Source organism: Flavobacterium artemisiae, from assembly GCF_042678225.1.
Lineage (GTDB): Bacteria > Bacteroidota > Bacteroidia > Flavobacteriales > Flavobacteriaceae > Flavobacterium > Flavobacterium artemisiae.
Genome location: NZ_JBHUDZ010000016.1, coordinates 287,358 through 300,242, shown reverse-complemented (window position 1 = coordinate 300,242; position 12,885 = coordinate 287,358). Strand labels below are relative to the sequence as shown.

Annotated in this window: 10 protein-coding genes; 7 read left to right on the top strand and 3 right to left on the bottom strand. The window is 35.7% G+C overall.

Annotated elements, in window-relative coordinates; translation table 11 throughout:
* Positions 1-141: 141 nt before the first annotated feature.
* The 3 genes from ACFSC2_RS17675 to ACFSC2_RS17665 all read left to right on the top strand — a co-directional run bounded on the left by ACFSC2_RS17675 (position 142) and on the right by ACFSC2_RS17665 (position 3,486).
* Positions 142-1,206, top strand: a complete 1,065-nt coding sequence (locus tag ACFSC2_RS17675; protein WP_379815663.1) for a Gfo/Idh/MocA family protein — start codon at positions 142-144, stop codon at positions 1,204-1,206.
* Complete coding sequence (locus ACFSC2_RS17670; protein WP_379815662.1) at positions 1,203-2,783, top strand: sodium:solute symporter; 1,581 nt, start codon at positions 1,203-1,205, stop codon at positions 2,781-2,783. The genes ACFSC2_RS17675 and ACFSC2_RS17670 overlap by 4 nt, the downstream gene beginning before the upstream one ends.
* Before the next feature lie 88 nt (positions 2,784-2,871).
* Positions 2,872-3,486, top strand: coding sequence for a hypothetical protein (locus ACFSC2_RS17665; protein WP_379815661.1), 615 nt, complete (start codon positions 2,872-2,874; stop codon positions 3,484-3,486).
* A gap of 72 nt (positions 3,487-3,558) precedes the next feature.
* Here ACFSC2_RS17665 and ACFSC2_RS17660 read toward each other — a convergent pair whose 3' ends face one another.
* Positions 3,559-3,765 (bottom strand): helix-turn-helix transcriptional regulator, encoded by a 207-nt coding sequence (locus ACFSC2_RS17660; protein ID WP_379815660.1) that lies wholly within the window; start codon positions 3,763-3,765, stop codon positions 3,559-3,561.
* Between the two features lie 163 nt (positions 3,766-3,928).
* Between ACFSC2_RS17660 and ACFSC2_RS17655 the strand changes: the two genes are divergently transcribed.
* Entirely contained in the window at positions 3,929-4,126 is a 198-nt protein-coding gene (locus ACFSC2_RS17655; RefSeq protein ID WP_379815659.1) for a SymE family type I addiction module toxin, read from the top strand.
* 367 nt (positions 4,127-4,493) lie between these two features.
* On the opposite strand, the gene ACFSC2_RS17650 is transcribed toward ACFSC2_RS17655, so the two are convergent.
* The gene (locus ACFSC2_RS17650; protein ID WP_379815658.1) at positions 4,494-5,864 is read right to left on the bottom strand and encodes a phophatidylserine decarboxylase associated domain-containing protein; all 1,371 of its coding nucleotides are present in this window, start codon (positions 5,862-5,864) and stop codon (positions 4,494-4,496) included.
* A 426-nt stretch (positions 5,865-6,290) separates the two neighbouring features.
* On the bottom strand, positions 6,291-7,505 hold the full coding sequence (locus ACFSC2_RS17645; RefSeq protein WP_379815657.1) for an MFS transporter: 1,215 nt from the start codon (positions 7,503-7,505) through the stop codon (positions 6,291-6,293).
* A 126-nt stretch (positions 7,506-7,631) separates the two neighbouring features.
* On the opposite strand from ACFSC2_RS17645, the gene ACFSC2_RS17640 reads away from it, so the two are divergent.
* The 3 genes from ACFSC2_RS17640 to ACFSC2_RS17630 all read left to right on the top strand — a co-directional run bounded on the left by ACFSC2_RS17640 (position 7,632) and on the right by ACFSC2_RS17630 (position 12,882).
* On the top strand, positions 7,632-8,423 hold the full coding sequence (locus ACFSC2_RS17640) for a helix-turn-helix domain-containing protein (protein ID WP_379815656.1): 792 nt from the start codon (positions 7,632-7,634) through the stop codon (positions 8,421-8,423).
* 419 nt (positions 8,424-8,842) lie between these two features.
* Positions 8,843-11,029, top strand: a complete 2,187-nt coding sequence (locus tag ACFSC2_RS17635) for an alpha-L-rhamnosidase-related protein (RefSeq protein WP_379815655.1) — start codon at positions 8,843-8,845, stop codon at positions 11,027-11,029.
* 173 nt (positions 11,030-11,202) lie between these two features.
* Positions 11,203-12,882 carry a hypothetical protein gene (locus ACFSC2_RS17630; RefSeq protein WP_379815654.1) on the top strand — a complete coding sequence of 560 codons (1,680 nt, stop codon included), beginning with the start codon at positions 11,203-11,205 and terminating at the stop codon, positions 12,880-12,882.
* The last annotated feature ends 3 nt before the right edge of the window (positions 12,883-12,885 follow it).

Sequence of the window (12,885 nt, the reverse complement as noted above, 5' to 3'; positions counted from 1 at the left end):
TTTTTAGCCACAGATTAAAAGGATTAAAATGATTTTATAGAGTAGAAAAAATCATTTTAATCGGTGACTAAAAACATACCTAACAGGTTTTGGAAACCTGTTAGGATAAATATAACTATCAAAAAACTAAAAATAAAACCAATGTTAAAAATAGCCATTCTGGGACTTGGAGAAGGACGAAGCACAATGTCGGCGGCTTTAGAAAGTTCAAAATTAGAACTTGTAAAAGTGTGCGACAGAAATGAAGAAATCTGCAAGCAGAGAGCAAAAGAATTCGATTTTCATTCGTACACTACGAATTACGACGATTTACTGAACGATCCGTCAATTGATATTATTGCGATTTATACACCCGATCATTTGCACGCACAACACGTAAAACAAGCTTTATTGCATGGAAAACACGTCGTTTGCACGAAACCATTTATCGATGATCTTTCGGATGCCAAAGAGCTTTTAGAATTAAGCAAATCAACAGGAAAGAAAGTTTTTATCGGACAAAGTTCCCGTTTCTTTGAACCTGCCAAAAGACAAAGAGCCGATTACGAAGCAGGATTAATTGGTGATTTAATTACGATTGAAGCGCAATATCACGCCGATCATAGATGGTTTTTAAAGAAAGAATGGTCGCTTTTGCAATCATTTAAATGGCTGTATGGAGGTTTGAGCCATCCCGTAGATTTCATTAGATGGTATCTTCCTAACATTCAAGAAGTAATGGGTTATGGAATGATCAGCGCTAACGGACAATCAGCAGGATTGAAAAATGAAGACACTATGCACTTTATTTTTAAAGCAACCGATGGAAGAATTGCCCGTGTAAGTGGTGTCTATACGTCGCCGACTCAGCCAGCACAACGCGACAGCGGAATGAGCACAATTCTGAGAGCAACAGAAGGCGCAAGTCAGGCCGATTATCACGAATTGCGTTATGCGGTTACCGATAAAACAGGCGAAGAAAAAGTAGTTACTTGGGGCGACAGCACTTTAAAATATTATTTCCGTTTTGAAGGACAAAGTCATCATGGTGGTGAATATCAGAATTATTTGGAATATTTTGTTGATAGTATCGAACAAGATTTCGAAGCCTATCCAAACATGGAAGAAGGGATTGGAACTGTGGCTTTGCTTCAGGCAATGGACAAATCGCTGCAAACTGGAATGCCGGTTAAAATTGCCGATATTCTTAACGAATATGGACTATGAACAGTATCTATGATAAATTAACCACGCTCGATTTTGTAATTGTAGCCGGTTATCTGGTGGCATTATTGGTCATTGGTTTTGTGGTAAGTATGAGGCAGAGAAAGAAAAACGAAACGCTTTTCTTGGCCGGAAATTCATTAAACTGGTACAGCATCGGGTTTAATATGTGGGGGACAAATGTTGGTCCGTCGTCTTTATTGGCTTTTGCGAGTATTGGTTACGCAACCGGAATTGTGGCCGGAAATTTCGAATGGTATGCTTTTGTTTTTTTACTGCTTTTAGCGATGGTATTTGCACCGCGTTATATTGCGAGTAAAGTTAGTACCATGCCCGAATATATGGGAAAACGCTACGGAGACAGTACACAGAATATTTTGGCTTGGTATGCTTTGGTCAAAATTCTGGTAAGCTGGCTTTCTTTGGGATTATTCAGCGGAGGCGTTTTAGTGCGTCAGATTTTGGGAATTCCGATGTGGCAGAGCGTTACCGTTTTAGTGATTTTTTCTGGAATTTTCACTTTTGCAGGAGGATTAAAAGCGATAGCTAAAGTCAATGTTTTTCAGATGATTCTGCTGATTGTGGTTTCATTAACGCTTTCGTATTTAGGATTACAGAAAGTAGGCGGGATCGATGTTTTATTATCTAAAACGCCATCTAATTTTTGGAATTTAGTTCGACCTTCAGACGACGCGAGTTATCCGTGGACTGCAATTTTGCTGGGATATCCCGTTGCGGCCGTTGCATTTTTCTGTACCGATCAATCGATGGTGCAGAGTGTTTTAGGAGCCAAAAACTTAGAGCAAGGACAATTGGGAGTAAACTTCATTGGATGGTTGAAAGTAATGGCGCTTCCGTTATTTATTTTACCCGGAATTTTGTGTTATGCCTTATATCCAGAATTGGGCAAAAACTCCGATTTGGCTTATATGACAATGGTTACGAACCTTTTCCCAAGCGGAATGAATGGTTTGGTGATCTGTGTGATGATTGCCGTTTTGGTAGGAACAATTGGTTCTTCGCTGAATGCTTTGAGCACCGTTTTTACGAATGATATTTATGTAAAGAAAATCAATCCAACAGCGACTATTAAAGACCAAATCAGAATTGGTCGTTTAACAATTGCTGCAGGATGTGTATTTGCGATCTTGATTGCCGTTGCGATTGACAATATCAAAGGACAGAATTTATTCAACATTTTTCAGGCGGTTTTAGGATTCCTTGCGCCTTCGTTATCTGTGGTTTTTCTTTTGAGTGTTTTCTGGAAACGGACCACCAAAAAAGCCGTAAATGCAACACTTTCCTGGGGTTCTGCTTTTAGTCTGTTTGTTGGGGTTTTATATCTCTGGATTTTTCCAGCCGATAAATATCAAGTTTGGCCTCACTTTTTGTTGATTTCGTTTTACATTTTTGCTGTTTTAATGATTTCAGCAGTATTGATTTCTCTAACCGATAAAAATCCTGAAGTTAATGTTTCTGATGAAACGGATATTCCTAAAACTAGTAAGAAAGTGAAGCTTTTGTTTGGTTTGCTGGGATTGGTGATTTTGGCTTTGTATTTGGTTTTTAATGGGAATTAGATCGGATATTTTTTGATCTAAATAACAAGAATTTTCGGTTGAATAATTGTAGTTTTGTAATATACTAATCAAAAAATTAATTGAAATTATGAAACTTTTTGGAGAACATCACCTAAGTAATTTTTTATCGCAAAAATTAGAAAATGCTAAACGTGAAATTCAATTTTTGAATGAAGTTGAATTGAAAAAGACATCGAAAGAAGATGTATTGAATAATTTATTAAGGCAAACCAAGGTCCCTAAACTAGAAGTAAATTTAAGTAAAAGAACGTCGAAGGTAGGGATGAGAGATGTTCCAGCACAAAGGTTCCCTAAAACTTACGATGTTCGTCCAGGTGTTAGTTACCCATGTGCATTGGTTACATACATTTATCCAATTCCAAGTAACTCTCAATTAATGTTGCATGCGCCTGCTGGTTATGTTCAAAAAGTAAGTGCAGATGTTACACTTGCACATAATGAAATGAGAATTGAATATCAGACTCTTTATGGAAATGAAATTCTGTCTGATGAAGTGAAAAATAAGGTAAAAGATTGGATCATTTCAGTGCATGAGGAAATTGAAAATACTGTTGCCGAAATAAATAATCAAATAGAGAAATTTAACAATGGAATATCTCTTGAATTATCAGCTCTATTGGATGCAAAATTTAAAAATTTTGAAGATCGTAAAAAACAAAACGATGATTTAAATGATTTTTAAGAATCACTTCTTAGAATTACAAAGTAATTTAAAAAATTATACAGAACGCTTTCCTTTAGATGAAAGCGTTTTTTATTTAGTAGAAACCAATAACTCCCGAATATCAACCTTCAAATATTTAGAAATCTCATAAAGTGTTTCAATAGAAGGCTGATATTCGTTCGTACACCAACGCGAAACAGTTGCTACTGTTTTACCTAAATGTTTGGCTAATTCCTTATTACTTCTGTTGTTTTCAACTAAAGCAACTTTTATTCTATTTAACTTAAGTTTCGACACAATGATGATTTATTGCTATAATATGCAAATATGATGTATTTTAAATATAATAAAAAATATAAAATTATTGCTCAAAAGTATCATAAAATTATAATTTAAAAATGCATTGTTATAATTTGTAGTATAATTTTTACTATTTTTGTTTCGGTTAAAGAAAAATGAAATGAAACAATCAGCAAAAAGACAATTAAAAATCCATAGAAAATACATTTCAAGATCGTATAGTCGTTATGTCATATTTCCTGAAATTCGTCTTTGCGGAAAATGGCTTCAGGAAATCGGTTTTACTTGCGATAAATCTGTAACAGTTCAGCATCAGCAGAATAAAATCGTGATCACAGTAAATAACGAATCAAAATAAAATCATGCATTTCAAATATAGCCCAAGGTTTCAACCTTGGGAACGAAATGCAAATCCTCAATAATATGTTTCCCAAGGTTAAAACCTTGGGCTATGTTCTGAAAAGGATTATAAATAAAAAACAGATAATTTTCAATCTAGAAAACTATTTGTTTTTTATGAATTGCCTCCAGTTTTAACTGGAGGTATAAAGCAAGAATAGAAAAAGGCTTTAGCCAAAAAAAAGTGTAGTTTGGCTAAAGCCTTTTAAGCTTTGTATCAATCTATCATTCAGCTAAAGCTGGACACAATTAAATTATACTATTTAAAATTGCTTCGTGTGTAAGTATCTTAAAAATGAAACCATTTTTATTGTCTAAGACTCTTTCTAAACCACTTTTGCTATTTGTGTATTTACACGAATATTATTAGGAGCATCCAAACCTGGATTTTCATAAGTAGTGAAATCTAAATTGACACCCGATCTAAAAATCAGGCAATGAGTTGAGCCTCCGAAATGGAACATTCCTAGTTCGTCACCTTTCTTTACAATGTCGCCGGCTTTTACTGTTATTTGACAGCTTGAAACCTCTGCCATACCCACAGGTATTACGCACATAAGTCCAATAGCCGGATTATCTGCTTCAATAAATATAAGAGCTCTGGTGGCAACTGCAGTTAAAAAAGGCTGTGAATTGTTAGGCGCACTCGAATCAGGTCCATCTGGGTTATAGAAACCTTGATATAGATTTTCTAAATAATAAGTACCGTTTACAATTTCTGTTTTTACGATTTTGCCGTTTACAGGACTGTGCCAGCGGTGGTAGCTCAAAGCACTCAAAAAAGCCTGATAAACTGTTCCTCCACCAAACTGAGGTGCTAATTCGTCAAAATTCATCATGTTTTCTAAAGAATAAGGTTGTCCTTTCAACCAAAATTGATCAGACAAAGCTACATTTTTAGCCACTTGCAAAGGCGCCGACTCACAAGCGTTTACAATAATCGAATCGTCATTAGGAGCAGTTACAGGACGTACATTTGGACAAAACAATCTGGTAAAAAAATCGTCCCAGCTTTTGAATCCATAATAGGGATCTGAAGGATTGGATTGAAAAATATCAGAGAATGTGGCGTAGGGAGGAATAGGATTCGGTTCTAAACCTAAAGCTCCTTGGGCAACCTGCATCATTTCAGATTGCGCTAAATCGCTCAACCATGCGATTACATTTTCAGAAGGATCATTTTCGATCAAAACATATCTAGAATCCTCAGAAACCAAAAATTTAGACCAGTAGTTTAATATCTTCTTTAACTGCTGATTGACCAATGCGTTTGAAAAAACATCATATCCAAAATTGGTTGCCATTGGCCAAGCCAAAAGTGCATTGATCGGAAAACCAATCATACCTGCAGGCGATTGACTTCCGGGAGCGCCTGTTTGATAAGCTTCTGGAGCAGTTTGCATGATTCCGTTAAGTAAAACAAGGAAATCCTCAAAAGTCACAGGCTCTGGTTCCCAAGGTAAAGGAGTCTGCTTTTTTAAAAAATGAGCTTCGGCAAACATTCCTTGCACATTGGCATACAAAACAGGGTCTGAATATACCAGATTTTGAAATTCGGAAATTTCAGGGATGAGCGGTGTTGGATTTTTTTTGGTAAACTCCTTTATCTTGAGTGTCCAATTTTCTATAATTTGGGGATCTTGCGGTAGCCAGCTTCCCAATAATTGTTTTGCTTTGGTGAATGTAGTTGCTTCCATAATTTTTTAGGTTAAATTAATAGCTAAGGTATTTTAGAAAATAATTCAAAAAAATTAATTAGTTATAAGAGCTTGTTTTTGTGTTATGAAGGGCTCATATTACTGATAGGAAACTAGTTTGCAAAAGACAAATCACTATTAATACCAATAATAAAATTCATCTATTTCAAACATAACCCGTGGTTTCGACCACGGGAAACGTAATCTGATAAACACAGTGTTACATACTTTGCGTTCCAGTGGTTGGAACCACTGGCTATGTTTTTCTAAAGATTATAAATAAAAAAACACACATAGTTTCTAATTCAGAAGTCATGTGTGTTTATTTTGCAACGAAAATTGCTCGCAAAGTCGCGAAGTCGCAAAGTTTTATTAAAAAGTTTAAAAAAGAAAACCTTAGCGACTTAGCGTCTTTGCGAGATTAATTTATTTCTCAGCTTTTTTTCTCCCTTCAATATTAGGCAAGAACCCAGTAATCACACCAATCAAAGGCAGAAAAGCACAAATTTTAAAAACATATTCTATACTCGTAGCATCGGCGATTTTTCCTAAAACTGCAGAGCCCAATCCGCCCATTCCGAAAGCAAATCCGAAAAAAAGACCGGCTACAAGACCAACTTTCCCAGGCATTAATTCAGTTGCGTAAACCAGAATCGCAGAGAAAGCAGAAGAAAGAATCAATCCGATAATCACAGATAAAGTTCCAACCCAAAATAAAGATACATAAGGAAGCATCAAAGTAAAAGGCGCAACTCCAAGAATAGAAACCCAGATCACGTATTTTCTTCCGTATCGGTCACCAATTGGTCCGCCAATTAAAGTTCCTAACGCCACAGCTCCGGAAAACAAGAATAAATAGATTTGCGACTGCTGAATCGAGATATGGAATTTATCAATCAAAAAGAAAGTATAATAACTCGTAATGCTACTCATGTAGAAGTATTTGGAGAAAATCAAAATCAATAAAATAACCAGCGAACCAATTACTCTGTTTTTAGACAAATGATGCGTTTCGATTTTCAGAGCCGATTTATTAGCGTTTCTTTCAGATAAATGTGCAGTGTACCAAAGCGCAATTTTATACAAAGCAAAAATTCCGACCAAAGCAATAATACAAAACCAAGCCACATAAGATTGTCCGTGCGGAATGATAATAAACGCTGCCAATAATGGACCGATCGCACTTCCGGCATTTCCACCCAATTGAAAGATAGACTGCGCCAAACCTTTTTTTCCGCCCGAAGCTAAATGCGCCACACGCGAAGATTCAGGATGAAAAATCGAAGATCCGATTCCGATTAAACTTACCGACATTAATAAGAATGCAAAGTTTGTAGAAATGGAAACTAAGAAAAGTCCAATCATCGTAAAACACATTCCGATGATTAATGAATACGGTTTAGAATTTTTATCAGTATACATTCCCACAAAAGGCTGTAGAATTGAAGCGACGATTTGATAGGTAAAAGTAATAATCCCGATCTGAGAAAAACTCAGTCCGAAATTTTCTTTGATTAAGGGATAAATTGACGGAACAACAGCTTGTAAAAGATCATTAATTAAATGCGAAAAGCTGATTATAAATAGTATCGAATACGTGGTTTTTTTAATTACTTCTGGTTGTACTTTAACGGTTTCCATGAGTGATTTTTAGGTTTTTAAATGGTTTCAAAATAACAGCTGTATTATTTTTTACAAAATTGAAACAAATTTAAATGTCAAAATTGCTATATTTGGACAATGAATAGTCAATATCGGACATATAGAATGGCAACGGATTTTGGATACCAAGTCAATTCCTCAATCCCAGTTATTGGTTATACCGAAATGGTAACCAACGAAATGTGTATTTCGCACTCACATCCAAGAGGCCAATTAATTTATGCGACACGTGGTGTCATGAACGTTGTGGTTGGTAATCATATTTGGGTTGTGAATCCGTTGCAGGGTTTGTGGCTTCCGGGCGGAGTAGAGCATCAGGTTACTTTTCAGAAAGACGTAAATTATTACAGCGTTTTTGTTGATCCATCGGTTATGAAAGGCTTGCCGGAAAACAGTTTTTCATTTGATATTCCGATGTTTTTAAAGCAGTTGGTTTTCAAAATTATTTCTTTTGGAACAGATGGAAATTTAACGCCTTCACAAAGAAGAATCTTAGCTGTTTTTCTGGATGAACTCGCCTTGATTGTACCGAGCGCTACTTTCTTGCCAACTACAAACAATGAAAGACTGCAAAAAGTCGTCGAACTTTTAATGAACGATATTTCCAGCAAAGAAACCATTGATTATTATGCTGAACTTTCGTTTATGAGCAGTAGAACTTTATCACGCTTGTTTATAAAAGAGTTAGGAATGAATTTCAGCGACTGGCGAACCCGTTTAAAATTATTAGAAGCCATTAAAAGGTTAGGCGAAAAACAATCGATAAAAGAAATCGCTCTTGATTTGGGGTACGAAACCGCAAGCGCCTTTATTTATATGTTCAAAAAACATTTAGGAAAAACGCCTTCTAATTATATTTTGGAAGACGAGAATGAGTCTGATAAGATGATTGCTTAGAACGCGGATAAAACGGATTTACTTCGTAAAGACGCGGATTTGTACGGATTTTTTCTTTTAGTTTTATCTAAAATAACCCCAATCTTTGTCATTTCGACGAAGGAGAAATCTTCGCAAGTAACTCCGCAACTAAAGTCCAATCTTTGTAGAGCTTCTAGTGGAGATTTCTCCTTCGTCGAAATGACAATAAAGAGAAAAATAAAATCAATTTTTATCCGCGTCTTCGCGAAAGCGAATCCGTCTCATCCACGTCCCATTAAAAATTGCAACATCATTTTTTTTAGTACTAAAAAAGTGATAACTCATAATTTTTCCCTTAAAAAATTATCAAAGCAGATGATTTTTTATGAAATAACAGGATAGTGCAGGGTGTGAAATGTAATAATAACACTTATCTTTAGCTCCAAAATAAACTTACTATGCTCAACCGCTTTACCACTTTTAGAATTTTATTGGTACTTTTTATTTTATGTCCTCTGATGTTTTTATCTGCACAGGAAAAATCAAAAGAAGCGACATGGATCTGGTATCCAGGCGATTTCGAAGTTTGGTTAAGCAATAAAATGCAGGTAAGACGTACAGAACGCGAAGCAGTATTTCCGCCACTTTGGCAATATTATAGTCCTTATGCTTTGGTCACTTTTCAAACAGAAGTAGAGATTCCAAAGCCAGACGAAGTAAAAATCTATTCAGAAGGACCTTTTCAATTACTTTTAGATGGCGTTCAGATTTACGGACAGCCAAAATCGATTACAGTTCCTGCCGGAAAACACAAAATTTCCTTTAAAGTTTACAATCAGGAAGTATTGCCTGCAATTTATATCAAAGGTCAATATATTAAATCGGATGCATCATGGAAAGTGACCAATGAAGATAAACTTTGGATTGATGAAACTGGAAAAGCACAACAATCTGGTACACCTTGGGTTCCTGTCGGTTCTTGGAATTTTGATTCACCAGAAAGTAAACCTTCTGAATTTAAATTAACAACCAAACCTTTAAGTGCCAAAAAATCAGAAAAAATTGGAACTGGTCAATTGATAGATTTTGGTAAAGAAACTTTTGGCTACATTAAAATTCACGGTTTAAAAGGAAAAGGAAAACTAGCATTGTATTATGGAGAATCTCGCGAGGAAGCTTTGGATTCTGCGAAATGCGAAACCTTAGATCATTTATCTTTTGATGGAAAACAGCCTGAAATCTACACGCACGACGGATCGAAAGCTTTTCGCTATGTTCAAGTGCAGGCAGATGCAGGGATAAAATACGATTCGATTTCGATGCTTTATGAATATTTGCCATTGGATTATCGTGGCGCATTCAAATCTTCGGATGAACAATTGAATAAAATTTGGGATGTTTCGGCGTACACGATGCATTTAACTTCTCGCGAATTTTTTATAGACGGAATTAAACGCGACCGTTGGGTTTGGTCTGGAGATGCGTATCAAAGTTATTTAATGAATTATTATTTATTTTTTGATTCGGCTTCTGTAGAACGAACAATGTCAGCGCTTCGCGGAAAAGATCCTGTAACGGCGCACGTAAATATCATCATGGATTATTCGTTGTATTGGTTTGTGGGTGTTTACGATTATTATTTGCACACAGGTGATACGAAATTCATCAAAACCTATTATCCAAGAATGAAATCATTGATGGATTTCTGTTTAGAAAGAAGAAACAAAAACGGATTCCTTGAACCATTAGAAGGTGACTGGGTTTTCATTGATTGGGCAGACGGATTACCAAAAACTGGTGAAGTTAGTTTTGAGCAAATGCTTTTGGCAAAAAGTTTAGAAGCTATGGCTGTTAGTGCTGAAATCGCTGGTAAAAACGAAGATCAAAAAGAATATCAAAAATTAACTGCTGATTTAAAAACAAAACTTTTTGATGTTTTTTGGGATAAAAAAGAAAACGTCATGAAGCATCAACGCATCGACGGTAAAATGCAAAATATTATAACCAGATATGCTAATATGTTTGGTATTTTCTTCAATTATTTTACTGAAGAACAAAAACAAAGCGTAAAAAATAAGGTCTTATTAAATAAAGATGTTCTTCAAATCACAACGCCATACATGCGTTTTTACGAGTTGGAAGCGTTGTGTGCAATGGGGGAACAGGATTACGTTTTAAAAGAAATGAAAGATTATTGGGGCGGAATGCTGAATGAGGGCGCAACATCTTTCTGGGAAGAATACAATCCGAACAAAAAAGGAACAGAACATTTAACAATGTACGGTCGCCCTTACGGGAAAAGCCTTTGTCATGCTTGGGGAGCAAGTCCGATTTATTTATTAGGGAAATATTATTTGGGTGTAAAACCAACCGCTCCGGGATATTCAGAATATGAAATCAAACCAAATTTAGGCGGTCTAAAATGGATGGAAGGAAAAGTACCAACACCAAACGGAGAGGTCGCTGTGTATTGCAGTACCAAAGAAATTAAAGTAAAAGCAGGCGAAGGAGAAGGAAAATTAATTTTTGAAAGTGCTTCGAAACCAAAAACAAATTCGGGAACGATTACAGAATTATCAAAAAATAAATATCAGTTGATTGTAAAACCGAATGTGGAGTATAAAGTGGGTTATAAGGCTATATAAGTTCTTAGTAATTAGTGATTAGCTCATAGTTTGTAGCGTACAGTTTGTCATTTCGACTGAAAGGAGAAATCACACTCGTAACCACAAATATTGTCGACAATTGTTGCGGAATTCCTAGTGTGATTTCTCCTCCGTCGAAATGACAAAAAAGCTCAAAAAAATAAAAAAACAATATGTTTTCAAAAATTACAAAATACAATTTCAAATTAAAAACAGCAATTTTATTTGCGCTGGCATTCTGTATTCAACTCACAGCACAAAACACAGCATGGAAACCAGCCTCTTTTGAAATCATAAAATCCAATTATAAAACATTCAAAACCACACAATATGCTCATGTTTTTTCAGGAAGCAAACACAATATTGTTCGTTTAGCTCCAGAATTGCAAGGATTGACAGGTGTTGAACTTCCTTTAAACCAATATAAAAACGGCACCAATGCACCATTACAATTAAAGTTTAAAGAAGGTGTAATGGTTTTAGTTGGTGTTTTTCAAGATAAAAGTGATGAATATTTGCAAGCAAATAAAATTGATAAAAATTATTTAGTTTTAGAAAATGCGGTTACGATTACTGGTTTACCTCCAGTTAATGTTTATGTAATTCCTTATGCAAAAGGAATTCAAACTATTCTGCCAAACCAAAAAGGATTGTTCGCGGTTTTGGGTGTTTTAAAAATCAATCAGAAATTAGGAGTACAAGATGCCGAACTACCAGACGGAAAATTATGGAACCCAACATTTATTGTAGAAGGATTTTCAGATGAAAAACCGCTTTTTGAAATTATTGGCGGAGAAAACAAAGCCGTTATCGATGAAGGAATGTCAGGGACTGATGGAATTCAAGGAGGTTTTGAAGGCGGACGAGTAGTCAAAGTAGGCGATACCTATCATATGTTTCCAACTGAAAGAGCAGGAGAAAAAGGTGTTGATTATTATTATGATCGTGTAAAAACCAAAATCGGACACTGGACAAGTAAAGATGCCATTCACTGGAAAAGAGAATCAACCATTTATCAAGCAAGCGGAGTCTACGCTTTAACCGAAGATGATAATCCAATGAATGATCGCCGTGCTGCAATTTGGTCGTATATGCCTGTTTTCAATGAAAAAGCAAACAAATGGTACGGCTATTATTTGGCGTATACTGTTAGTAAAGAAATAGAACCAAATCACTCTTTCGGAAGAATTTGGCGTTGCGAATCGACTGTAGATGGAATCAATGGAATTGGAGGTCCGTATAAAGATATGGGAATCATTATGGAACCAGGATTAGATTCTCAGCCATGGGAGGGTCGTCAGGGTGTAGCTTCATTTTTTCCGTATCAGGTTGGCGACAAATGGTTTGGATTTTACAGTGGAGCCTATCCGTTCAGTTCATGGGCAGATTATCCGAAGAAATCAGGAAAAGGCTGGTTTGTGGCTTTAGCCGAATCAAAAAGTTTAGAAGGCCCTTGGTTGCGAATGAACAAAGGTTTGGAACCGATAAAAAGTATTCATCCACAGTTTGTTGAAAATCCAATCGTAAGTCAATTACCTAATGGTCTATATATAGCAATTTTCGACGGAGGCCCAGACGGCTGGGGACATCATCTGCCAAATATGATTGGGTATTCATTATCGGCAGACGGCGTAAATTGGTCAGAAGCGCATTATTTACCAATCGAAACCAAAGTAAATAAATGGTGGGATATTATGAGAACGCCATTGTGCTTAATTCCAGAAGGAAATGATGTTTATACGATAGTTTATAATGCAATTGATTTAAAAAGAAGATTTCATCCAACAGGAATGGTAAAAGTAAAATTAAACAAAGACGTGATGGAATCTAAATTAAAAGAATTGAAGAAATAATTG

Excerpts from the sequence above, each read along its gene's own strand:
- ACFSC2_RS17650 (WP_379815658.1), bottom strand. The coding sequence starts at position 5,864 with ATGGAAGCAACTACATTCACCAAAGCAAAACAATTATTGGGAAGCTGG.
- ACFSC2_RS17645 (WP_379815657.1), bottom strand. The coding sequence starts at position 7,505 with ATGGAAACCGTTAAAGTACAACCAGAAGTAATTAAAAAAACCACGTAT.
- ACFSC2_RS17665 (WP_379815661.1), top strand. The coding sequence starts at position 2,872 with ATGAAACTTTTTGGAGAACATCACCTAAGTAATTTTTTATCGCAAAAA.
- ACFSC2_RS17635 (WP_379815655.1), top strand. The coding sequence starts at position 8,843 with ATGCTCAACCGCTTTACCACTTTTAGAATTTTATTGGTACTTTTTATT.
- ACFSC2_RS17655 (WP_379815659.1), top strand. The coding sequence starts at position 3,929 with ATGAAACAATCAGCAAAAAGACAATTAAAAATCCATAGAAAATACATT.
- ACFSC2_RS17640 (WP_379815656.1), top strand. The coding sequence starts at position 7,632 with ATGGCAACGGATTTTGGATACCAAGTCAATTCCTCAATCCCAGTTATT.
- ACFSC2_RS17630 (WP_379815654.1), top strand. The coding sequence starts at position 11,203 with ATGTTTTCAAAAATTACAAAATACAATTTCAAATTAAAAACAGCAATT.
- ACFSC2_RS17675 (WP_379815663.1), top strand. The coding sequence starts at position 142 with ATGTTAAAAATAGCCATTCTGGGACTTGGAGAAGGACGAAGCACAATG.
- ACFSC2_RS17670 (WP_379815662.1), top strand. The coding sequence starts at position 1,203 with ATGAACAGTATCTATGATAAATTAACCACGCTCGATTTTGTAATTGTA.